Here is a 22,426-nt window from a genome sequence, read left to right on the forward strand (position 1 = left end):
GCGTTTGCTCGTGGAGTCCGAACCCCTGCCCCCGTCCCGGCAGCGGGGCCGTGGTCGCCCGGTGGGCTCGGACTCTGAAGCCACGCGGGTGCGGATTCTCGGTGCCGCCCGTGAGGTCATCGCCGAGCGTGGTTATCACGCGACGACGTTCCAGCAGATCGCCCTGCGCGCGGGCGTGAGCAGACCGACGCTGCACTACTACTTCGCCACTCGCGAACAGGTGTACGAGATCCTGCTGCGGGATGCGTACGCCCGGGTCGCCGAATGTGCCGTGGCCGCTCAGCGGGAGAGCGGGCTGCGGGATCAGTTGCGGGTGTTCGTCGAGCAGATGCAGCAGTTGAGCCTGCCCGATGCCGTGGCGATGCGGTTCCTGGTGACCGCCAGGCTCGAACACCACCGCGGCCGGCCGCGCACCGACGCGGCAGACGCCGTCGTCGCATCGGTGCACGGGTTCTACCACTCGATAGTGATGCAGGCGATCGCCCACGGGGAGCTGGCCGCCGATTGCGACCCGCGCGCGGTGGCGGACATGCTCGCGGCGGTGTTCTGGGGGATGGGCTTTTACGCCGGTTTCATCGACGTCACCGTGGCCACCGAGATTGCCAGGCAATTGCTGCGGGTGCTCGAAAACGGGTTGCTGGATCAACGCGTCGGTGCGCGGGTGGAAGCCTGATCCGAACAACACGAGACACGCAGCCCGACACGCCGCGCGCTGTCGGTGGCCGGTCATAGACTGGCCACCCTATGAGCGGTTCAGACTGGCGGTCCTCAGGGTCTTTTGTTCACCTGCACAACCACACCGAGTACTCGATGCTGGACGGCGCGGCGAAGATCAGCCCGATGCTGGCCGAGGCACAGCGGCTCCAGATGCCTGCGGTGGGGATGACCGACCACGGAAACATGTTCGGCGCCAGCGAGTTCTACAACAAGGCGACCGAGGCCGGCATCAAGCCGATCATCGGCGTGGAGGCCTACATCGCGCCCGCGTCACGGTTCGACACCAAGCGCGTTCTGTGGGGCGACCCGAGCCAGAAGGGTGACGATGTCTCGGGCAGCGGTGCCTACACCCACATGACGATGGTCGCGGAGAACGCCACCGGGTTGCGCAACCTGTTCAGGCTGTCGTCGCTGGCGTCGTTCGAGGGCCAGCTCGGCAAGTGGTCGCGGATGGACGCCGAGGTGATCGCCGAGCACGCCGAGGGGATCATCGCCACCACCGGGTGCCCTTCCGGTGAGGTGCAGACCCGCCTGCGTCTCGGTCACGAACGCGAAGCACTGGAGGCCGCGGCGAAGTGGCGGGACATCTTCGGCCCGGAGAACTTCTTCCTGGAGCTGATGGACCACGGTCTGGACATCGAGCGGCGGGTCCGCGAAGGGCTCATCGACCTCGGAAAGAAGTTGTCCATCCCGCCGCTGGCCACCAACGACTGCCATTACGTGACCCGCGACGCGTCGCACAACCACGAGGCGCTGCTGTGCATCCAGACCGGCAAGACGCTGTCGGATCCGGCCCGCTTCAAGTTCGACGGTGACGGATACTTCCTCAAGTCCGCCGCCGAGATGCGCGCGCTGTGGGATGACCAGGTGCCCGGTGCCTGCGACTCGACCCTGCTGATCGCCGAGCGGGTGCAGCCCTATACAGAGGTGTGGCAGCCGCTCGACCGGATGCCGGTGTTCCCGGTGCCCGAGGGGCACACCCAGGAGACCTGGCTACGCCACGAGGTCGCTGCCGGGCTGGAGCGGCGGTTCCCGGCGGGGGTGCCGCAGGAGTACACCGACCGCGCCGACTACGAGATCAAGGTCATCTGCGAGAAGGGCTACCCGTCCTACTTCCTGATCGTCGCCGACCTGATCGGCTATGCCCGCTCGGTGGACATCCGGGTGGGCCCGGGCCGCGGGTCGGCGGCGGGCTCGCTGGTCGCGTACGCGATGGGCATCACGAACATCGATCCGATCCCGTACGGGTTGCTGTTCGAGCGGTTCCTCAATCCCGAGCGGGTGTCGATGCCCGACATCGACATCGACTTCGACGACCGCCGCCGCGGCGAGATGCTGAGGTATGCCGCCAACAGATGGGGCAGCGACCGGGTGGCCCAGGTCATCACGTTCGGAACCATCAAAACCAAGGCGGCGCTGAAGGATTCGGCGAGGGTGCACTACGGCCAACCCGGCTTCGCCATCGCCGACCGGATCACCAAGGCGCTGCCGCCGCCCATCATGGCCAAGGACATCCCGCTGTCGGGGATCACCGACCCGGCCCACGAGCGGTACAAAGAGGCCGCCGAGGTCCGGGCGCTGATCGACACCGATCCGGATGTGCGGACCATCTACGAGACCGCTCGAGGTCTCGAGGGGCTGGTTCGCAATGCGGGCGTGCACGCCTGTGCGGTGATCATGAGCTCCGAACCGCTGATCGACGCGATCCCGCTGTGGCGCCGCCCGCAGGACGGCGCGGTGATCACCGGCTGGGACTACCCGTCGTGTGAGGCCATCGGCCTGCTCAAGATGGACTTCCTCGGCCTGCGGAACCTGACGATCATCGGCGACGCGATCGAGAACATCACAGCAAACCGCGGCATCGATCTGGACCTGGACACGGTCCCGCTGGACGATCCGGCGGCCTACGAATTGCTCGGGCGCGGTGACACCCTGGGGGTGTTCCAGCTCGACGGCGGGCCGATGCGCGACCTGCTGCGTCGTATGCAGCCCACCGGTTTCGAGGATGTCGTCGCCGTCATCGCGTTGTACCGCCCGGGGCCGATGGGCATGAACGCGCACAACGACTACGCCGACCGCAAGAACGGGCGGCAGGCGATCAAACCGATCCACCCGGAGCTCGAAGAGCCGCTGCGCGAGATCCTGTCCGAGACCTACGGCCTGATCGTCTACCAAGAGCAGATCATGCGCATCGCGCAGAAGGTGGCCGGTTTCTCTCTGGCCCGAGCCGACATTCTGCGCAAGGCGATGGGCAAGAAGAAGCGCGATGTCCTGGAGAAGGAGTTCGAGGGCTTCTCCGACGGGATGAAGGCCAACGGCTTCTCCACCGCGGCGGTCAAGGCCCTGTGGGACACGGTGCTTCCGTTCGCCGACTACGCCTTCAACAAGTCGCACGCCGCCGGCTACGGGCTGGTGTCGTACTGGACGGCCTACCTCAAGGCCAACTACCCCGCCGAGTACATGGCGGGGCTGCTCACGTCGGTCGGTGACGACAAGGACAAGGCCGCGGTCTACCTGGCCGACTGTCGGCGGCTGGGCATCACCGTGCTACCGCCTGACGTCAACGAGTCGGCGCAGAACTTCGCCTCGGTGGGTACCGACATCCGTTTCGGACTGGGTGCGGTCCGCAACGTCGGCGCGAACGTGGTGGCGTCGCTGATCAACACGCGCAACGAGAAGGGCAAGTTCACCGACTTCTCCGACTACCTCAACAAGATCGACATCGGGCCGTGCAACAAGAAAGTCACCGAGTCGCTGGTCAAGGCCGGGGCGTTCGATTCGCTCGGCCACCCACGCAAGGGTTTGTTCCTGGTGCACACCGACGCCGTCGACTCGGTGCTCGGCACCAAGAAGGCCGAGGCGATGGGGCAGTTCGACCTGTTCGGCGGGGCCGACTCCGGCGCCGGGGACTCGGTGTTCACCATCAAGGTGCCCGACGAGGAGTGGGAGGACAAGCACAAGCTGGCGCTCGAACGAGAGATGCTGGGCCTGTACGTGTCCGGTCACCCGCTCAACGGGATCGCTCATCTGCTGGCCGCTCAGGTCGACACCGCCATCCCGGCCATCCTGGACGGGGACGTCGCCAACGACACCCAGGTCCGGATCGGTGGAATCCTCGCCTCGGTGAATCGCCGGGTCAACAAGAACGGATTGCCGTGGGCCTCGGCTCAACTCGAGGACCTCACCGGCGGTATCGAGGTGCTGTTCTTCCCGCAGACCTACTCGATGTTCGGTGCCGAGATCGCCGACGACGTCGTGGTGCTGGTCGGCGCCAAGGTGGCGATCCGTGACGACCGCATCTCACTGATCGCCAACGAGCTTGTCGTTCCGGACTTTTCGACCGCCCAGGCGAACCGTCCGGTCGCGGTGAGCCTGCCCACCCGGCAATGCACGGTCGACAAGGTCAGCGCTCTCAAACAGGTGCTGGCACGTCATCCCGGCACCGCTCAGGTGCATCTGCGATTGATCAGTGGGGAGAGGACCACGACGCTGGAGCTGGATCAGTCGCTTCGGGTCACCCCGTCCTCGGCATTGATGGGTGACCTCAAGGCGCTGTTGGGGCCCGGCTGTCTCGGCGGCTGACCGAGGAGATCATCGGCGAGTCCCTCGATCGATTCCTGCACGTGCGGGGTCCACCCACCCCCGGTCGATTGAGACCTGATGCTCAGCTCGAGGAGCTGGCCAGCCCCAGACCGAGCCAGACCAGCGCACCGACAGCCGCGCCGCTGAGAACCGCTGTGGCGGCGGTGGTGGTGGCGACAGAGACCACCACGAACACCAGCAGACCGACCAGCAGTGCCACCACCTTGTAGGCCGGCCAGGGCACACCGGCGACCGATACCGTCGAGGCCGGATGCCTCACGGCTTCGCGGAACTGTTCGGCGGTGGTCATACAAGTGACGATAGCTCGTAGGAAAGGTTTCGGCCACCCGAAATGCCGATTATGGCGTGGCGATTTCCCTAGTCCGGCTACCTTCCGCACGTGCCAGCCGTCAACCCGTTTTTGCCGCGGTGGCCTGCGGTGGCACCATTGTGCGGTGTCCGCTGAGCTGAGCCAAAGCCTTCGCATCGATCCCGAGGCGCCGTTGCGTGCCTCGGATGTCGACGAGGCCGCTCGGCGAATTTCCGGCGTGGTGTCCCGCACCCCGTTGCAGTTGAGCGATCGGCTGTCGGCGCTGACCGGTGCGCAGGTCTATCTGAAGCGTGAGGACCTGCAGGAAGTGCGCTCGTACAAGTTGCGGGGTGCCTACAACTTGTTGATGCAGCTGAGTCCGGACGAGAAGGCTGCCGGTGTGGTGTGTTCGTCCGCCGGCAACCACGCACAGGGCTTCGCCCTGGCCTGCCGGTCGATGGGCGTCCACGGACGGGTCTACGTTCCGGCCAAGACGCCGAAGCAGAAGCGCAACCGGATCCGCTATCACGGCGGCGACTACATCGAGCTGATCGTCGGCGGCAAGACCTACGACATGGCGGCCGAGGCCGCCCACGATGACGTCGCACGTACCGGCGCCACCCTGGTGCCGCCGTACGACGACCTCCGCACGATGGCCGGACAGGGCACCATCGCGGTGGAGGTGCTCGATCAGCTCGGCGGCGAACCGGATCTGATGATCGTGCCGGTCGGCGGAGGTGGATGCATCAGCGGGATCACCACCTACCTGGCAGAGCGGACCACCACGACGTCGGTGCTCGGCGTGGAGCCCGCCGGAGCGGCGGCGCTGGTGGCCGCGCTGGCCAATGGGGCGCCGGTGACACTCGAGCACGTCGACCAGTTCGTCGACGGGGCCGCGGTCGCCCGGGTGGGGACGCTGCCGTTCGCCGCACTGTCGGCGGCCGGGGACATGGTGTCCATCACCACCGTCGACGAGGGTGCAGTGTGCACCGCGATGCTCGACCTCTACCAGAACGAAGGCATCATTGCCGAGCCTGCGGGCGCGCTGTCGGTGGCCGCGCTGCTCGACGCCGACATCCAGCCGGGGTCGACCGTGGTCTGCCTGATCTCCGGCGGCAACAACGACGTCTCGCGCTACGGCGAGGTGCTCGAGCGCTCGTTGGTGCACCTGGGACTCAAGCACTACTTCCTGGTCGATTTCCCGCAGGAGCCCGGTGCGCTGCGCCGGTTCCTCGACGAGGTGCTCGGCCCGAACGACGACATCACGTTGTTCGAGTACGTCAAGCGCAACAACCGTGAGACCGGTGAGGCGCTCGTGGGTATCGAGATGGGTTCGGCGTCGGATCTGGAGGGGCTGATCGCGCGGATGCAGACCTCGGAGTGCCACGTCGAACTGCTCGAGCCCGGTTCGCCGACCTACCGCTACCTGACCTGACTCTGAAATGGGTGCCTGCTGCCCGCACTGCGGTGTCGACGACTGCGAGGCGAAGTTCGACGCCTGCCTCGACAGGGACTTCTCCGATCCGGAGTACGGCGTGGTGCACCATCTGATGGTCGGTGCGTACATGATGCAACATGGTCGCTACACGGATGAAAACGTCCAGGGCACGGCCGATTTCCTGCTGCGCCACCTCGATGAACCCCCAAGCGAGGCCACCAAGCGCGAGATTCGCCGGTGGGCGGACGGCCCATATCGTGTCATCCGGCGTGCCGGGGAATCCGCGCGCGACACCGCAGATGTTTTGTGGCCTTTGTCGATCGGTGACATCGACCTGACGACGGCCGATCGCTATCGCACCTGCGTCCGGAGGTGGGCCGAGGCGGTTGCCCGGACCGCGCGACGCAATTCACCGAGGTCCTTCTAACCGCGCCTACGGACCACCGCGACCGAGTGTCCTGGCAGGCCGGTGGAGTCCGCGGCGATGGCCGGTTCGCCCCAGGCCAGCACCACGTCCCCGCCGACCGGGACGTCCACCGGCTGTTCACCGAGGTTGCACACGATCGACAGTGCGCCGCGGTGCATCACGAACCAGCGACGATCCTCGTCGTAGTCCACCCCCAGGTGATCGAGCCACGGATCAGCGAGGTCGGATTCGTCGCGGCGCAGCGCGATCAGGTTGCGGTAGAAAGCGAGTAGCCGCGCGTGGTCGCCGGTGCCGACCTCATCCCAATCGAGCTTCGAACGCAGGAAAGTCGCGGGGTCCTGCGGATCCGGGATCTCGTCGGCGTCCCAGCCGTGCTCGGCGAACTCCCGCTTCCGGCCTTCGGCGGTCGCCCGCGCCAGTTCAGGCTCGGGGTGCGAGCTGAAGAACTGAAACGGCGACGAAGACGCCCACTCTTCCCCCATGAAAAGCATTGCCGTGTAGGGAGATCCGAGCGCCAGCGCGGCTTTGATCGCGAGCTGGCCGGGGGTGAGGTTGGCCGAGGGACGGTCGCCGATCGCCCGATTGCCGACCTGGTCGTGGGTCAGCGTGTAGGCCAGCAGGCGAGTCGCCGGGATCACCGAGGTGTCCAGGGGCCGCCCGTGCCGACGATGCCGGAACGACGAGTACGTGCCGGCGTGGAAGTAGCCGTGCCGCAGCGTCTGCGCCAGGGCCTCGAGTGTGCCGAAATCGCCGTAGTAGCCCTGCCGTTCACCGGAGACCGCGGCGTGGATCGCGTGGTGGATGTCGTCGTCCCACTGTGCTGTCATGCCGAGACCGCCCTGACCGCGCGGCGTGATCAGCCTCGGGTCGTTCATGTCGCTCTCGGCGATCAACGACAACGGCCGCCCGACTTCGGCTGCCAGGGCGTCGGTTTCGGCCGACAGCTCCTCGAGGATGTGGATGGCAGTGGTGTCCACCAAGGCGTGCACGGCGTCCAGCCGGAGGCCGTCGGCGTGGAAGTCACGCATCCATCGCAGGGCACAGTCGAGGATGTAGCGGCGCACCGGGTCGGCGTCGGCGTCGGCGATGTTTATCGACTCACCCCAGGGGTTGCTGCCCGTCGACAGATAGGGCCCGAACTTGGGCAGGTAGTTGCCCGAAGGGCCGAGATGGTTGAACACCGCGTCAATCAGCAGACCGAGTCCGCGGGCATGGCAGGCGTCGATCAACCGGATCAGCGCGTCGGGGCCGCCGTAGGGCTCGTGCACCGCGTACCAGAGCACGCCGTCGTAACCCCAGCCGTGTGTACCGCCGAACGCGTTGACGGGCATCAGCTCGACGAAGTCGACGCCGAGATCAACCAGATGCTCGAGCTTCTCGATCGCCGAATCGAAGGTGCCGTCGGTGGTGAACGTCCCGACGTGCAGCTCGTAGATCACCGCGCCCTCGATGGAGCGGCCCTTCCAGCCGCCGTCGCTCCAGGCCTCAGGCGTGGGCCGCCACAGCTGGGAGCGTTCGTGCACGCCGTCGGGCTGGCGCGGAGAGCGGGGATCGGGCAACACCTTGGGATCGTCGTCGACGACGAACCCGTAGCGGGCGTCCGGGGCGGCGTCGACAACCGCGTGCCACCACCCGTCATCGGTGCGGGTCATCGGGTACAGCGCACCGCCCACATCGAGGCGGACCCGGTCGGGGCGCGGCGCCCAGACGGAGAACTTGTGCTCAGCCATCGCTGCGCACCAACAATGCCACCGGCAGCGCCCCGAACAGCTCGCCCGCCGGAACCTCGCCAATGTGTGTCGAGCCGCTCAGCACGTCGTTCCAGTGTCCGTCGGGAAGCGGCAGAGTGGTGTCACCCCAACCGCTGTCGGCCAACCGGACCCGCCACCGGCTGACGGCGACCAGCACGTCGTCACCACGCAGGAACGCCACGATGTGCTCGGCGGATTCGCCTTCGGCCGGCGCCGGGTGGTATCCACCGGACAGGAAAGTGTGGGGCCGTTGCTGTCGCAACCGCAGCGCCGCGCGTACCACCCGCATCTTGGGATGCGAGTCGGCGGCCAGTTCCTCGCGGCGCAGCGCGTAGTCGACCGGACGTCGGTTGTCCGGATCGACCAGGCTGTCCTCCCAGAGCTCGGTGCCCTGGTAGACGTCCGGGACCCCGGGGGCGGTGAGCGCGACCAGCTTCTGGCCCAGAGCGTCCGCGCGGGCGTGCTCGTCCAGTCTGGCCAGAGTCGCGGTCAACTCCATGGCGACCGGCCCGTCCAGCACCGCGTCCAGCCAGTCGTGCACCGCGGCCTCGAACTCCGCGTCAGGGTCGTTCCACGTGGTGTGCAGCGCGGCCTCGCGGATGGCCTTCTCCGTGTATCCGTGCAGGCGTTGCCGCAGTTCGGTGCTCACCACGCCGTCGGCGGGCCATACGCCGAAGATGTTCTGCCACAGGAACAGTCCGGTGAGCGGGTCGGGGGACGGGGTGGTGCTCTCCCAGCCCCGGACCAGCTCGCTCCACAGCGAGGAAACCTGTGACAACACCCCGATGCGGGCGCGTACATCCTCACCGCGCTTGGTGTCGTGGGTGGTCAATGTCGTCATCGTGTGCGGCCACAGTGCTGCGCGGTCCGCGGCGCGCCGGTGGAACTCCGCGGCGCTCACGCCGAAGTGCTCCGGTTCGCCGCCCACCTCGTTGAGCGACACCAGCCGGGCGTCGCGGTAGAACAGGCAGTCCTCCATCGCCTTCGCGGTGGCGGCGCCACACAGCTGCTGCAGTCGCACGCCCACCTCGACGTTGCGCGTCATCGCGGTCATGAACAGCGCGAGCGGCTCGGCGAGCTCCGGTTGCGCTGAGGTGGTCGCGGCGACGGCGACCGGCAGCACCGAGGTCAGCGTCAGGTAATCGGAGCGGTACACACCGATGTGGCTCAGAAGCGCGGCGACCGCATCGGGGAGCTTGTCGTGGTCACGCCCGGTGGCTCCGACCACCGCCCAGCGCAGCCGGCGCAGCTCGCTGGCCAGCGTTTCGGTGACGGCCTTCACCTTGAGCGCACGTGCGGTCTCGCCTGCCGCCGCGTGGTCACCGCCCGTCGAATCGACCAGCGAGGTGAGTGATTCGACCCCGGTGGGGTCCACGAACAGCCCGCCCGTTTCGCGTAGCGCGTCGTATCCGGTGGTGCCTGCCACGGGCAGGCTGGGGTCCAGCGGCTCGTCGACCGCGAGGATCTTCTCGACGACGATCCAGGCCTGCGGTCCGGTGATCTCCCGCAACCACCCCAGATAGCCTGCAGGATCAGACAATCCGTCCGGATGGTCGATGCGGATACCGTCGACGAGGTTCTCGGCGAACCACCGGCCCACCTCGGCGTGGGTGGCGTCGAACACCGTACGGTCCTCCTGGCGCAGCGCCGCCAGCGACGTGATCGAGAAGAATCGCCGGTAACCGCAGGAGCCGTTGCGCCAGCCGACCAGCTTGTAGTGCTGTCGGTCGTGGACTTCGGCACCGGTGCCGTCTCCCGTGCCGGGGCAGATCGGGTATTCCAGGTCACCGAGCCGCAGCACCTCGCCGTCGACTGTCAGGTCGGCGACGTCATCGTCAGAACCCAGTACCGGCAACACGATTCGGCCGTCGGGGTCCAGTGTCCAGTCGATGTCGAAGTACGAGCTGAAGGCCGACTCCCTGCCGTAGGTCAGTACGTCCCACCACCACCGGTTCTGCCGGGGCACGTCGACACCGACATGGTTGGGCACGATGTCCACGATCAGGCCGAGGTTGCGGCTGTGCGCCGCGTCCGCGAGTCGCTGCAAACCCTCCGGGCCGCCGAGTTCGGCGGAGACCGTGGTGGGGTCGGTGACGTCGTAACCGTGGCTGGATCCTTCGGCCGCGGTGAGGATGGGGGACAGGTACAGATGTGAGATGCCGAGTTCGGCGAAGTAGTCGACCAGCTTCTCCGCGTCGGCGAAGGTGAACGCCTCACCGCTGGCCGGGCCGCGCATCTGGAGCCGATACGTCGATTGGATCCGCATGTCTCAGGCGGTCTTTCGCAGGACCAGCAGGGAACGAGGCTGCACCGAGATCTTCTCCCCGGCGGCGACCACCAGTTCGGTGCTACCCGTCGGGTCGGCGGTGTCCAGGTCGGCGGTCCACTGCCGCGCATAGTGATCGGCCCGCGGTGCGACGAAGTCTTCCACTTCGTCATGCGAGTTGAAGCACAACAGGAAGGAGTCGTCGACGACCCGCTCGCCACGCTCGTTCGGGGCCGGGATGGCCTGCCCATTGAGGAACACCGCCACGCACTGCCCGAGTCCGGTCTCCCAATCCTCGGCGGCCATCTCGTTACCGGCCGGGGTGAGCCAGGCGATATCCCTGGCCTCGGTGCCGGTGCGGATCGGTTTGCCCTCGAAAAACCGTCGGCGCCGGAACACCGGATGGTCCTTGCGGAACTTGACCACCTTGCGGGTGAACTCGAGCAGGTCTGCGTTGGTCTGGCACAGCGACCAGTCCATCCAGGACAGCTCGGAGTCCTGGCAGTAGACGTTGTTGTTGCCCCGCTGGGTTCGGCCGATCTCGTCGCCGTGCGCGATCATCGGGGTGCCCTGCGACAGCATCAGCGTGCCCATGATGTTGCGCATCTGCTTGGCCCGCAGATCGAGGATCAGCCGGTCCTCCGTGGGCCCCTCCACGCCGCAGTTCCAGGACCGGTTGTGGCTCTCGCCGTCCCGGTTGTCCTCGCCGTTGGCCTCGTTGTGCTTCTCGTTGTAGGACACCAGGTCGTTGAGGGTGAAGCCGTCGTGGCAGGTGACGAAGTTGATGCTGGCGCTCGGCCGTCGACCCGTCGCCTCATAGAGATCCGACGACCCGGTCAGCCGGGAGGCGAACTCGCCGAGTGTTGCGGGCTCGCCCCGCCAGTAATCACGCACAGTGTCGCGATACTTCCCGTTCCATTCGGTCCACAAACCTGGGAAGTTCCCGACCTGGTAACCGCCCTCGCCGATGTCCCACGGTTCGGCGATCAGCTTGACCTGGCTGATGACCGGATCCTGCTGGACCAGATCGAAGAACGCCGACAGTCGGTCCACGTCATAGAACTCCCGGGCCAGGGTCGCGGCCAGGTCGAACCGGAACCCGTCGACGTGCATGTCCAGCACCCAGTACCGCAGCGAGTCCATGATCAGTTGCAGTGTGTGCGGATGCCGCGCGTTGAGACTGTTGCCGGTGCCGGTGAAATCCTTGTAGTACCGGTTGTCGCCGTCGAGTAGCCGGTAGTAGGCGGCGTTGTCGATGCCGCGGAAGTTGATGGTCGGTCCGAGATGGTTGCCCTCGGCGGTGTGGTTGTAGACCACATCCAGGATCACCTCGATGCCCGCCTCGTGGAACGCGCGCACCATCGTCTTGAACTCGGCGACCGCGCCGCCGGCGTGCTTGCTCGCGGCGTACTGGTGGTGAGGGGCGAAGAAGCCGAATGTGTTGTATCCCCAGTAATTCCGCAATCCCAGTTCGAGCAGCCGATGATCGTGAAGGAACTGGTGTACCGGCATCAACTCGATCGCGGTGACGTTCAGCGATTTCAGGTGGTCGATGATCACGGGGTGCGCCAGACCGGCGTAGGTTCCCCGCAGTTCCTCGGGCACGCCGGGGTGTGCCTGCGTCATGCCTTTGACGTGCGCCTCGTAGATGACGGTCTCGTGGTAGGGCGTGCGGGGTGCGCGGTCGGACCCCCACTGGAAGAACGGGTTGATCACCACGCTGGTCATGGTGTGCCCGAGTGAGTCGACCCGCGGCGGCTCGCCTCCGCTGGCCAGGTCGTCGGCGCGCAGGTCGTAGGAGTACAGCGCCTGGCCGAACTGGAATTCGCCGTGAAATGACTTGCCGTACGGATCGAGCAGCAGCTTGCTCGGGTCGCAGCGATGCCCGGACGACGGACTCCACGGGCCGTGCACCCGGTAGCCGTAGCGCTGTCCCGGGGTCACCGTCGGCAGGTAGCAGTGCCACACGTAGCCGTCGACTTCCTCCAGTTCGATCCGGTGCTCGCGGCCGTCCTTGCCGATCAGACACAGCTCCACCCGGTCGGCGACCTCGGAGAACAGCGAGAAATTGGTACCTGCACCGTCATAGGTGGCCCCGAGCGGGTAGGACGAGCCTGGCCAGACGGTCGGTGTGGACGCCGGTTCGGGGGTCGGCATCAGGCCGGCCACCAGCCGGTGATGGCGGCGATCTGGCGGCCCAGCTCCTGGGTCATGGTGCGCATGTAGGTGCTCGAGATGTGGTGAGAGTCGTGATAGAGCAACACATTTCCCTCCACAGCTCGGCAATGATAGGGACGACACACCGCGTTGCTCATGTCGAGCGGATGGAGCAGCGGAAACTCTGCCACATAGTCCAGTGTCGGGTTGTGATCCGACAGTACTTCGGATCGTTCGATCCCGCACGATGTGGCGTCACCACCACCGGCCAGGCAGTCCGCGGGGAAGAACGGCTCCCCGTCCCGCACCAGCCACGGGGTGTCCCGCATCGCCAGGATGGGAATATCGTTCTCGGACAACTGCTCCCAGATTCCGAGGTAGCTCGAGGGCATCACATCGCCGGGTTTGATGTTCCACGGCCGGGTCGAGGTCGTGAAGACGTAGTCCGGCTTGTCGGCGATGAGCTTCGGCATCACCCGTTTGTTCCACTCACGGCACCGGGGGTATTCGCGGTTGTTACCCATCACCAGCGGCCTTTCCGCCGTTGTCAACGGGCAGCCCATCTTGAGGTAGGTGACGACCTTGAAGTGGTGCAGCCGGCCCAGCTTGTCGAGTGCGGTGATCCAGTGTTCGGCGTGCGAACCGCCCGCCAGCGCGATGGTGCGCGACGCGTTCTCGTCCCCGTAGGTGCAATTGATCACGCTGGCGTTCTCGAAGTCGCTGATGCATCCGTCGATTGTGGTCTGCGGGATGTCGTCCTCGGCCTCCAACACAGTCGGACGCATCGGCAGCTTGGGCACCCTGGCGTTGTCGACCAGCGCCCGCGCGCCGGGGTAGTCGCGCGCTGAAAGCCCGGCGAGTTCCTCGCCGTTCTCGCGCAACACGGTCACGTGCTCGCGCCAGGAGAACGACGTCGCGGTCAGCGCCACCCCGAGCAGGGCGACCACGAACCCGAGCACGATCGTCGGCCGGCGCAGCCGGCTGCGCCTGGCGACGGCGGGTCTCGACGCGACGGTGGCCGGCGCGACCGGCGCACTACGGGTGCGCAGCGGCTCTTCGACGTAGCGCATCGTCAGCCAGGCCAACAGCGCCGACACCAGCAGCACCGCAGCACCCTCGAGGAAGTTCACACCCGAACGTCCGGTGTAGGCGAGGTAGAAGATGAGCAGCGGCCAGTGCCACAGATACAGCGAGTAGGCCATGCTGCCCAACGTCAGAAACGGCGCGGACGCGAGCAACCGGTTGGGCGCGGGGAGCCGGCCTCGGGTGTGCGGATCGGCGTGCCGGTTGGCCGCCGAGAGGATGAACAACACGGTGGCGCCTACCGGAACCAACGCCCACGGCCCGGGGAACTCCTTGACCCCGTCGATCAGCGCGCCACACGACAGGATCGCGGCGAGCGCCACCACCGCCGCGGCGGTCCGCAACCACATGGGGCAGCGCACGTGCGGCACCAGTGCTCCCACCAGCGCACCCAGCAGGAGCTCCCACGCACGCGCGAAGCTGCTGTAGTACGCCGTGGCCTGGTCGGTGTTGTGCGCGACGATCGCGTACACGAACGAGGCGACGGTCAGTGCGACGAGCAACACCACGAACGCCACCCGCATGTGCCTGCCCAGCACGCGCCGGAACAGGAACGCGGACAACAGGATCAGGACAAGAAACGAGATGTAGAACTGGCCCTGCACCGACATCGACCAGATGTGCTGTAGCGGGCTGACCGCCTCGCCGGCACGCAGGTAGTCCGACGCGGAGCGGGCCAGTTCCCAGTTCTGGTAGTAGCCCAGGCTGGCCAGACTCTGATCGGCGAATGTCTCCCACCGGGTCTCCGGCTGGATCAGCACGGTCAGCACCGCGGCGGCGGCGAGCACCACGACCAGGGCGGGCAGCAGGCGGCGGACCAGCCGGGTGACCTCCGGCACCGGCCGCAGCCTCACCCCCGGGGTGAGCGCGCCGCGCAGCAACCGTCCGCCGAAGAAGAACCCGGACAGGACCAGGAAGACGTCGACGCCGCCGGACACCCGCCCGAACCACACATGGAACACCGCCACCAGCGCGATCGCGATACCGCGAAGGCCGTCGAGGTCGTGGCGGTAGAAGCCCGACGCCTGCGCAACCGCACGGGGCGTGGCGGCGGCAGGCGGGATCAGTCCCGGAGCGGTCGCGGGCGCCTGCCGGGCGGGGGCGAGGGTCATCATGGTCGACGGTTAATCTACCGAAGGTGCCTGCGATGACGCCTGCCGAGATCAGCGCTGTTGATGCCGCCCACATCTGGCATCCGTACAGCCCCATCGGGGCCGACGCGGTGGCGCCAATGGTGGCGGTGGGGGCGCGCGGCGCCTGGTTGACCGTCATCCACCAGAACAGACCGGTCGAGGTGCTTGACGCGATGGCCTCGTGGTGGACCGCCGTGCACGGGCACGGCCATCCGGTTCTGGACGCGGCGATCACCCGGCAGCTCGCGACGATGAACCACGTGATGTTCGGCGGGCTCACCCACGAACCCGCCGCCCGGCTGGCAGAGCTGCTGGTGGAGGTCACGCCGGACGGTCTGGAGACGGTGTTCTTCAGCGACTCCGGCTCGGTCTCCGTCGAGGTCGCGGTCAAGATGGCGCTGCAGTTCTGGCGGAGCACCGGCCGCGGTGACAAGCGACGGCTGATGACGTGGCGCGGTGGTTATCACGGTGACACCTTCACACCGATGAGTGTGTGTGATCCGCAGGGCGGCATGCACGAACTGTGGACCGGGGAGAACTCGCTGCTGGCCGACCAGGTGTTCGCCCCGCCGGTGCCGTCGGACTACGACCCCGGATACAGCGCCGACTTCAGCCGGCAGCTCGCCGAGCACGCCGACGAACTCGCGGCGGTCATCGTCGAACCGGTGGTGCAGGGCGCAGGCGGTATGCGATTCCACGATCCGCGTTACCTGGTCGACCTGCGGCGGGCATGCGACGAGCACGGCGTGCTGCTGATCTTCGACGAGATCGCCACCGGATTCGGCCGCACCGGGAGGATGTTCGCTGCCGACCACGCCGGCGTCAGCCCCGACATCATGTGTGTCGGCAAGGCACTCACCGGCGGTTATCTGACCCTGGCCGCGACGCTGTGCACCCGTCGGGTCGCCGACACGATCAGCGCCAACCCGCCGGGCGCGCTGATGCACGGTCCCACGTTCATGGCCAACGCGCTGGCCTGCGCAGTGAGCGTGGCCTCGGTGGAATTGTTGATGTCGGGCGACTGGCAGTCGCAGGTGCGCGCGATCGAGTCCGGGCTGGCCGAGGGCCTGACCGAGGCGGCTGCGCTGCCCAACGTGGTCGACGTCCGGGTGCTGGGCGCGATCGGGGTGATCGAGTTGGACCGGCCGGTGGACCTCAGCACGGCGACGCCCGCGGCCGTGGAGCGCGGAGTATGGCTACGCCCGTTCCGCAACCTGATCTATGTGATGCCGCCGTATATCTGCAGCACCGCCGAGATCGACCAGATCACCTCGGCGATGGTGGCCGTCGCGCGTGCACTAACCTGAACGGTGTTCAATTGCCGGCTCGCCGGCGTGTTCAATTGCCGGCCCCGCCGGCGCGTTCAAGTCAGATAGGAGCACCGTGACCCGCCTCGGTCTGTCCCCGCTCGCCTGGCTCGACGAGGTCGAGACGCGGCGCCGCGCTGCCGGGTTGCGCCGCTTCCTGCGCGCCCGGCCCCCCGTCGGCGCCGAACTGGACTTGGCCTCAAACGACTACCTCGGACTCTCGCAGCATCCGCGGGTGCTCGACGGCGGTGTGGCCGCGCTACGCGCCTGGGGTGCCGGGTCGACCGGGTCCCGATTGGTCACCGGCAACACCGAACTGCACGAGAGCTTCGAGGACGCGCTGGCGGAGTTCGTCGGCGCGGCCTCGGCGCTGGTGTTCTCCTCCGGGTACACCGCCAACCTGGGCGCGGTGGTGGCGTTGTCCGGACCCGGGTCGCTGTTGGTGTCCGACGCGCTGACCCATGCCTCACTGGTGGACGCGTGCCGGTTGTCCCGGGCCCGGGTCGTGGTCACCCCGCACGCCGACGTGTCCGCGGTCGACGCCGCGTTGGCCGCCCGCACCGAGGAGCGCGCGGTGGTCGTGACCGACTCGGTCTTCTCCGCTGACGGTGACCTGGCGCCGCTGCGGGCGCTGCACGAGGTGTCCCGGCGGCACGGAGCGCTCCTGATCGTCGACGAGGCCCACGGGCTGGGGGTACGCGGCGACGGTGGCCGGGGACTGCTCCACGAGATGGGTCTGGCCGGGGCCCCGGACGTGGTGATGACGACGACGCTGTCCAAGGCGCTCGGCAGCCAGGGCGGTGTGGTGCTGGGCCCCGTGGCGGTCCGCGACCACCTGATCGATGCCGCCCGCCCGTTCATCTTCGACACCGGGCTGGCGCCCGCGGCCGTCGGTGCCGCCCACGCCGCGCTGCAGGTGCTCGTTGACGAACCGGGGCGTGCGCAGCGAGTGCTCGACCATGCCGCGGCGCTGGCGTCGATGTGTGGTGTCGACGACGTCCCGCCCTCGGCGGTGGTGTCGGTGATCCTCGGGGAACCGGACGTCGCGTTGGCCGCCGCTGCCGCATGCCTGGAGCGCGGCGTGCGGGTCGGCTGCTTCCGGCCTCCCACGGTGCCCGCCGGTACTTCCCGGTTACGGCTGACGGCGCGCGCCTCGCTGACCGACGACGAGATGGTGTTGGCGCGCCGCGTGCTCACCGACGTGTTGTCACCGGCGTGAGCGTCGTCGTCGTCACCGGCACCGGCACCGGAGTCGGCAAGACGATCGCCACCGCGGCTCTGGCATGTCACGCCAGGTCCGTCGGCGTCGACGTCGCGGTGTGCAAGCCGGTGCAGACCGGAACCCGGGACGGTGACGACGACCTCGCCGAGGTGGCCCGTCTGTCCGGGGTAGCCGAATTGCATTCTCTGGCAAAGTTTCCCGAGCCACTGGCGCCGCAGGCAGCCGCCGCGCGGGTGGGCGAGACCCTGCCGGGCAGGGCGGCCCTCCTCGACATGGTGACCGCCGTGGACCGGCCGGGCAGACTCACCCTCGTCGAGGGCGCCGGCGGCCTGCTGGTCGAGATCGGCGCCGACGGGGTGACATTGCGCGACCTCGCGGTCGGCCTCGGCGCGCCGGTGCTGACCGTGGTGGCGCCGGGCCTGGGCACGCTGAACCACACGGCGCTGACGCTGGAGGCCCTCGCCGCCAGGGGGATCGCCGGCGCGGGTCTGGTGATCGGTGCCTGGCCGGCCGACCCGGGTGTGGCCGAGATGGGCAACCGGGAGGCGCTGGCACGGTTGGCGCCGGTCCGCGCTGTGCTGCCAAGTGGTGCCGGGGCGTTGACGGCGCAGCAATTCGAGTCCGTGAGCGCGGCGGCCTTCGACAGATCCTGGGTTCGGAGTCTGGTCGACTGATGGTCCACTCCGTGGAGATGCTGTTCGACGCCGAGACCGAAGCGGCCGTCGTGCAGATCTGGGACGACCTGATGGCTGTCGGTGTGCGCAGCCAGGCCGCCCACCGGTCGCTGAGCAACCGGCCACACGTCACCGTCACCGTGGCCGAACAGATGACCGACACCGTCGACGCCGCGTTGCGGCCCGCCCTGGCCCGACTGCCGTTGGACTGTCGGATCGGGGCGCCGATGGTGTTCGGCGCCCGCTCGGTCACGCTGGTCCGCCTCGTGGTGCCGTCTGTCGAACTACTGGCCCTGCACGCAGAGGTCCACCGGATCTGTCTGGCGCACATGCCCGACGGTGCGCTGGCGCACACCGCACCGGGGCAGTGGACACCACATGTCACGTTGGCGCGGCGGATGGCGCCCGATCAGCTGCCCCAGGCGGTGGCGTTGCCGCTGGGCATCGAGATTCGCGGTCGCATCACAGGTTTGCGGCACTGGGACGGCAACAGCAAGGTGGTGCACCCGATCGACTGAGGCGTCACGCGTCGGCGCGGCTGTGGGCGGCGATGCCATCGACGAGAAGGTTCAGGCCGAATGCGAATCGGGCACTGGGGTTCTGGTTCCAGACGGTCGCCGCCACGTCGGCGCCCGCCGCGTCCCACTGCATCCGGGACTGCTCGTCGGCGGTGAAGCCGAGCACGTAGTACACGACGGAGCGGGCGGCCAGCTCCGCATTGGCAGCGGTCACACCGGCTTCGGCGGCCGCAGCACCGAGCTGGGTGAGAACGTCGTCCATCACCTCGGACTGGCCGGCGGCGAAACTGGCCGAGACCAACTCGGCGGCGTCGGTGTGCGACAGCAGCGCGTCGCGCAGCTGCCCACAGATGCCGACGATGCGGGCCCGCCAGCCGCCGCGTTCCCCGTGGACCGGCTCCAGGATGCGGTCGGCGACGGCGCCGAGGAGCTGCTGTTTGTTGGCGAAGTGCCAATACAGCGCCCCGGGGGTGACGGCCAGCTCCCGGGCCAGCCGCCGCATCGACAGGTCGGCGATGCCGTAGTCGTCCAGCAGCGCCGTCGCTGCGTCGACCACGTCACGTTTGTGGAGCTGCACACCGGTACCCTAACCTGAACGGTGTTCAAGTGGGCGACAGATAGGGCTGGCGAGTGAGCGATATCCTGGCAGTGGCACGTGAGCAGGTGCTGGACCGGGGCGAGGGCCTCGACCAGGACCAGACCCTGCAGGTGCTTCAGTTGCCGGACGACCGTCTCGACGACCTGTTGGCGCTGGCGCACGAGGTGCGGATGGCGTGGTGCGGTCCGGACGTCGAGGTCGAGGGCATCATCAGCCTGAAGACCGGCGGCTGCCCCGAGGACTGCCACTTCTGTTCGCAATCGGGGCTTTTCGCCTCCCCGGTGCGCAGCGCATGGCTCGACATCCCGAGCCTGGTCGAAGCGGCCAAGCAGACGGCCAAGACCGGAGCCACCGAGTTCTGCATCGTCGCCGCGGTCCGCGGTCCCGACGAACGGTTGCTGGCGCAGGTCGCCGCGGGCATCGAGGCGATCCGCAACGAGGTCGACATCCAGATCGCCTGCTCGCTGGGCATGCTGACCCAGGACCAGGTCGAGGCGCTCTCGGCGATGGGCGTGCACCGCTACAACCACAACCTGGAGACGGCGCGCTCCTTCTTCACCAACGTCGTGACCACTCACTCTTGGGAAGAGCGCTGGGGCACGCTGCAGATGGTCCGCGAGGCCGGTATGGAGGTCTGCTGTGGCGGCATCCTGGGCATGGGCGAGACGCTGGAACAGCGCGCGGAATTCGCCGCCAACCTGGCAGAGCTGAACCCGCACGAGGTGCCGCTGAACTTCCTGAACCCGCGCCCGGGCACCCCGTTCGGCGACCTGGAGGTATTGCCTGCCGCCGATGCCCTGCGGGCGGTCGCGGCGTTCCGGCTGGCACTGCCGCGCACGATGCTGCGGTTCGCGGGTGGCCGCGAGATCACTCTCGGCGATCTGGGAGCCAAGAAGGGCATCCTGGGCGGCATCAACGCCGTCATCGTCGGCAACTATCTGACGACGCTGGGCAGGCCCGCCGAGGCGGATCTGGAACTGCTCGACGACCTGCAGATGCCGATCAAGGCGCTCAACGCCAGCCTGTGATGGGCATCGTCATTTCACACGAGGGCGAGCTGCCCGCTCCGGTCGGCGCAGGCGTTTACAACGTGTACACGGGGGAGCCCGCAGGCAGCGCTGTGCCCACGACAGCGCAGCTGGGCCTGGAGCCCCCGCGGTTCTGTGCCGAATGCGGCCGCCGGATGATCGTGCAGGTGCGTCCGGACGGCTGGTGGGCGAAGTGTTCGCGGCACGGGCTGGTCGATTCCAAGGATCTGGAGCTCTATCGATGACCGTCCCGCCCCCCGAACCCGGGGTTTCGCGAGCGCAGGCCGCGGTGACCGTCGTGGTCGGTGCCGCGGTGATGGGCGCTCTTGTCGGCGCGTTGTGGGCGTGGCTGGCGCCGCCGATCCACGGCGTGGTGGCGCTGACCCGCTCCGGCGAACGGATCACCGCGTCGCTGGGCAGCGAGTCGGACCATTGGTTCACCTCGGCGTTCATGTTCGTCGGCATGCTCGGGGTGGTGGCGGTGGTCGGCGCGGTGCTGTCGTGGCAGTGGCGCGCTCACCGCGGGCCGGTGATGGCGGCGGCGCTGACGGTCGGTGGTGTGGCCGCCGCGGCGGTCGCAGCCGGGGTGGGGGCATCGCTCGCCCGCCTGCGCTACGGAACCGTCGACGTCGCCGGGGCACCGGTGTCAGAAGAGAGTCGGGTGCACTACGTCGTGGAGGCGCCGGCGGTGTTCTTCGGACATTCGCCGCTGCAGATCGCGGCGACGGTGCTACTGCCCGCCGCGGTCGCGGCGTTGGTGTACCTGCTGGCCGTCACCGCGACGGTGCGTGACGACCTAGGTGCCTGGCCGCCGGTCGAATACCCTCTGCCGACTACTGGTCGAATCGGGACAGGGGCTGACGCTCCACCCGCCGCCCCGTCAGCACCTTGGCCGTGATCACGCTGAGCGTGAGCATCCCCCGGTAGGTCGAAGGATTGAGCAGCGTCGGCCACTTCGTGCGGGCGATGTGGGCACGCAGCGGCCGGCCCGCGAAGCGATCCCGCAACCAGCGCAGCGTCATCGGCGCGGACATCGGATGCAGCAGCAGGTGCTCGCTGAACATGTCGCGGTGGTAGGTGACGCTGGCACCCCCGCGGGTGTAGGTCTCGGTCAACTCGTCGATGTCGGCGACGGAGATGATCCGGTCGTGCACGGCCTGAACGATGAGCACCGGTGCCGTCGGTGCGCAGGTGCCGAGCTTGATGCTGTCGAAGACGTGCTGGACCTCCGGAGTCAGCAGCACCTCCTCGAGCGGCCGGTCGATCAGGCTGGCCATGTCTGTGCCCGCGAGCCGGATCATGGCGTGTGCGGTGGTCATCCGCTCGATCCGGGCGAGCATCGCCTTGCCCTCGTCGGTGGCGTGCTCGGAGATGATTCGTTCCAGGTCGGGGTAGATGTGGGTGAGCGCGGCGACGACCATCGCGGGCAGGCCCGAGTAGATGCTGCCGTTGAGCCGACGGAAAGTGTGGCCGAGATTGCCGACGGGCGAGCCCAGTACCGCGCCGACGACGTTGAGTTCCGGTGCGTAGGCGCCCTGGACTTCGGCGGCCCACGCCGAGGCCAGTCCGCCGCCGGAGTATCCCCACAGGCCGACCGGTGAGTTGGGGCTCAGGCCGAGCGAATCGTGGTTGATCGCGGCGCGGACGCCGTCGAGCACGTGGTAGCCGGGCTCGTAGGGGGCGCCCCACATGCCCGCGGTGCCCTCGTGGTCGGGAACCGAGACTGCCCACCCTTCGGCGAGCGCGGCGGCGATGAGCAGGAATTCGAACTGTGCCACCGCACCGACGGCCTTGGCGCCGCGCCGCAGTGCGTAGGACGGGAAGCAGCGCCCGGCCACCGCGTCGATGGCGCACTGGTAGGACACGATCGGAAGCGGGCCGGTATCGGCCCGTTCAGTGGGTGCTACCACGGTGGTGACGGTGGCCTGGGGCTCTCCGTTGAGGTCGGTGGACCGGTACAGCAGCTGGGTGGCAGTGAACTTCTGCGGGATGAAGCCCAGAAACGCGACCTCGACGTCACGGGAGCGCAGCACCGTGCCCGGACGGGCGTGCTCGAAGCCTTCGGGTGGGCGGTGGAACGAGTCATGCGCGGGCACAACCGGCCGGGACTTGGGCGCAAGGGGCTCGTGGGGGACCTGACCGATCCACTCGGCTCCGGTCGACCGTGCCACGCTGCCCAAGTCCATCCAGGCATTCTTGCCTAAGGATGCACTAA

18 protein-coding genes are annotated in these 22,426 nt (G+C 67.9%); 11 read left to right on the forward strand and 7 right to left on the reverse strand.

What is annotated here, in order from left to right; all coding sequences use genetic code 11:
* Positions 1-10: 10 nt before the first annotated feature.
* A complete protein-coding gene (locus BEMPMBAN_RS03965; RefSeq protein WP_159229083.1) occupies positions 11-673 on the forward strand; it encodes a TetR/AcrR family transcriptional regulator in 663 nt (220 codons plus the stop codon).
* 71 nt (positions 674-744) lie between these two features.
* Positions 745-4,299 (forward strand): DNA polymerase III subunit alpha, encoded by a 3,555-nt coding sequence (dnaE, locus tag BEMPMBAN_RS03970; RefSeq protein ID WP_159229084.1) that lies wholly within the window; start codon positions 745-747, stop codon positions 4,297-4,299.
* A gap of 82 nt (positions 4,300-4,381) precedes the next feature.
* Here dnaE and BEMPMBAN_RS03975 read toward each other — a convergent pair whose 3' ends face one another.
* Positions 4,382-4,609 (reverse strand): hypothetical protein, encoded by a 228-nt coding sequence (locus BEMPMBAN_RS03975; protein ID WP_159229085.1) that lies wholly within the window; start codon positions 4,607-4,609, stop codon positions 4,382-4,384.
* Between the two features lie 145 nt (positions 4,610-4,754).
* On the opposite strand from BEMPMBAN_RS03975, the gene ilvA reads away from it, so the two are divergent.
* Together ilvA and BEMPMBAN_RS03985 are read left to right on the forward strand one after the other, a co-directional pair.
* Positions 4,755-6,044: a threonine ammonia-lyase IlvA gene (ilvA, locus tag BEMPMBAN_RS03980; RefSeq protein ID WP_159229086.1), complete on the forward strand. Its 1,290-nt coding sequence runs from the start codon at positions 4,755-4,757 to the stop codon at positions 6,042-6,044.
* 7 nt (positions 6,045-6,051) lie between these two features.
* Positions 6,052-6,474, forward strand: a complete 423-nt coding sequence (locus BEMPMBAN_RS03985) for a DUF5946 family protein (protein WP_159229087.1) — start codon at positions 6,052-6,054, stop codon at positions 6,472-6,474.
* Here BEMPMBAN_RS03985 and treZ read toward each other — a convergent pair.
* From treZ to BEMPMBAN_RS04005, 4 genes are read right to left on the reverse strand one after another with little or no spacing between them, the layout of a single operon-like run.
* Positions 6,471-8,204 (reverse strand): malto-oligosyltrehalose trehalohydrolase, encoded by a 1,734-nt coding sequence (gene treZ / locus BEMPMBAN_RS03990; RefSeq protein WP_159229088.1) that lies wholly within the window; start codon positions 8,202-8,204, stop codon positions 6,471-6,473. The genes BEMPMBAN_RS03985 and treZ overlap by 4 nt on opposite strands.
* Positions 8,197-10,491, reverse strand: a complete 2,295-nt coding sequence (gene treY, locus BEMPMBAN_RS03995; protein ID WP_159229089.1) for a malto-oligosyltrehalose synthase — start codon at positions 10,489-10,491, stop codon at positions 8,197-8,199. The genes treZ and treY overlap by 8 nt, the downstream gene beginning before the upstream one ends.
* A 3-nt stretch (positions 10,492-10,494) precedes the next feature.
* Positions 10,495-12,648, reverse strand: a complete 2,154-nt coding sequence (gene glgX, locus BEMPMBAN_RS04000) for a glycogen debranching protein GlgX (protein ID WP_159229090.1) — start codon at positions 12,646-12,648, stop codon at positions 10,495-10,497.
* Positions 12,648-14,846, reverse strand: a complete 2,199-nt coding sequence (locus BEMPMBAN_RS04005; RefSeq protein ID WP_200845865.1) for an acetyltransferase SucT — start codon at positions 14,844-14,846, stop codon at positions 12,648-12,650. The genes glgX and BEMPMBAN_RS04005 overlap by 1 nt, the downstream gene beginning before the upstream one ends.
* 23 nt (positions 14,847-14,869) lie before the next feature.
* On the opposite strand from BEMPMBAN_RS04005, the gene BEMPMBAN_RS04010 reads away from it, so the two are divergent.
* The 4 genes from BEMPMBAN_RS04010 to BEMPMBAN_RS04025 all read left to right on the forward strand — a co-directional run bounded on the left by BEMPMBAN_RS04010 (position 14,870) and on the right by BEMPMBAN_RS04025 (position 18,585).
* A complete protein-coding gene (locus tag BEMPMBAN_RS04010; protein WP_159229091.1) occupies positions 14,870-16,171 on the forward strand; it encodes an adenosylmethionine--8-amino-7-oxononanoate transaminase in 1,302 nt (433 codons plus the stop codon).
* 76 nt (positions 16,172-16,247) lie between these two features.
* Positions 16,248-17,390 (forward strand): 8-amino-7-oxononanoate synthase, encoded by a 1,143-nt coding sequence (locus BEMPMBAN_RS04015; RefSeq protein ID WP_159229092.1) that lies wholly within the window; start codon positions 16,248-16,250, stop codon positions 17,388-17,390.
* A complete protein-coding gene (gene bioD, locus BEMPMBAN_RS04020) occupies positions 17,387-18,067 on the forward strand; it encodes a dethiobiotin synthase (protein WP_159229093.1) in 681 nt (226 codons plus the stop codon). The genes BEMPMBAN_RS04015 and bioD overlap by 4 nt, the downstream gene beginning before the upstream one ends.
* Positions 18,067-18,585, forward strand: coding sequence for a 2'-5' RNA ligase family protein (locus BEMPMBAN_RS04025; RefSeq protein ID WP_159229094.1), 519 nt, complete (start codon positions 18,067-18,069; stop codon positions 18,583-18,585). The genes bioD and BEMPMBAN_RS04025 overlap by 1 nt, the downstream gene beginning before the upstream one ends.
* A 4-nt stretch (positions 18,586-18,589) precedes the next feature.
* Here BEMPMBAN_RS04025 and BEMPMBAN_RS04030 read toward each other — a convergent pair whose 3' ends face one another.
* Positions 18,590-19,162, reverse strand: a complete 573-nt coding sequence (locus BEMPMBAN_RS04030; RefSeq protein ID WP_159229095.1) for a TetR family transcriptional regulator — start codon at positions 19,160-19,162, stop codon at positions 18,590-18,592.
* Between the two features lie 53 nt (positions 19,163-19,215).
* On the opposite strand from BEMPMBAN_RS04030, the gene bioB reads away from it, so the two are divergent.
* From bioB to BEMPMBAN_RS04045, 3 genes are read left to right on the forward strand one after another with little or no spacing between them, the layout of a single operon-like run.
* A complete protein-coding gene (gene bioB, locus BEMPMBAN_RS04035; RefSeq protein ID WP_159229096.1) occupies positions 19,216-20,211 on the forward strand; it encodes a biotin synthase BioB in 996 nt (331 codons plus the stop codon).
* Positions 20,211-20,456, forward strand: a complete 246-nt coding sequence (bsaP, locus tag BEMPMBAN_RS04040; RefSeq protein ID WP_159229097.1) for a biotin synthase auxiliary protein BsaP — start codon at positions 20,211-20,213, stop codon at positions 20,454-20,456. The genes bioB and bsaP overlap by 1 nt, the downstream gene beginning before the upstream one ends.
* Positions 20,453-21,109, forward strand: a complete 657-nt coding sequence (locus BEMPMBAN_RS04045) for a DUF2567 domain-containing protein (protein WP_159229098.1) — start codon at positions 20,453-20,455, stop codon at positions 21,107-21,109. Before bsaP ends, BEMPMBAN_RS04045 begins: the two co-directional genes overlap by 4 nt.
* On the opposite strand, the gene BEMPMBAN_RS04050 is transcribed toward BEMPMBAN_RS04045, so the two are convergent.
* Positions 21,045-22,397: a lipase family protein gene (locus BEMPMBAN_RS04050; protein ID WP_159229099.1), complete on the reverse strand. Its 1,353-nt coding sequence runs from the start codon at positions 22,395-22,397 to the stop codon at positions 21,045-21,047. The genes BEMPMBAN_RS04045 and BEMPMBAN_RS04050 overlap by 65 nt on opposite strands.
* Positions 22,398-22,426 lie beyond the last annotated feature (29 nt).

The sequence above is a fragment of the Mycolicibacterium austroafricanum genome (assembly GCF_902705885.1).
Taxonomy (GTDB): Bacteria; Actinomycetota; Actinomycetes; order Mycobacteriales; family Mycobacteriaceae; genus Mycobacterium; species Mycobacterium vanbaalenii_A.

Bases quoted from the DNA above. Each gene is read 5' to 3' on its own strand.
- dnaE (WP_159229084.1), top strand. From the start codon at position 745: ATGAGCGGTTCAGACTGGCGGTCCTCAGGGTCTTTTGTTCACCTGCAC.
- BEMPMBAN_RS03975 (WP_159229085.1), bottom strand. From the start codon at position 4,609: ATGACCACCGCCGAACAGTTCCGCGAAGCCGTGAGGCATCCGGCCTCG.
- BEMPMBAN_RS03985 (WP_159229087.1), top strand. From the start codon at position 6,052: ATGGGTGCCTGCTGCCCGCACTGCGGTGTCGACGACTGCGAGGCGAAG.
- treZ (WP_159229088.1), bottom strand. From the start codon at position 8,204: ATGGCTGAGCACAAGTTCTCCGTCTGGGCGCCGCGCCCCGACCGGGTC.
- treY (WP_159229089.1), bottom strand. From the start codon at position 10,491: ATGCGGATCCAATCGACGTATCGGCTCCAGATGCGCGGCCCGGCCAGC.
- glgX (WP_159229090.1), bottom strand. From the start codon at position 12,648: ATGCCGACCCCCGAACCGGCGTCCACACCGACCGTCTGGCCAGGCTCG.
- BEMPMBAN_RS04005 (WP_200845865.1), bottom strand. From the start codon at position 14,846: ATGATGACCCTCGCCCCCGCCCGGCAGGCGCCCGCGACCGCTCCGGGA.
- BEMPMBAN_RS04025 (WP_159229094.1), top strand. From the start codon at position 18,067: ATGGTCCACTCCGTGGAGATGCTGTTCGACGCCGAGACCGAAGCGGCC.
- bsaP (WP_159229097.1), top strand. From the start codon at position 20,211: ATGGGCATCGTCATTTCACACGAGGGCGAGCTGCCCGCTCCGGTCGGC.
- BEMPMBAN_RS04045 (WP_159229098.1), top strand. From the start codon at position 20,453: ATGACCGTCCCGCCCCCCGAACCCGGGGTTTCGCGAGCGCAGGCCGCG.
- BEMPMBAN_RS04050 (WP_159229099.1), bottom strand. From the start codon at position 22,397: ATGGACTTGGGCAGCGTGGCACGGTCGACCGGAGCCGAGTGGATCGGT.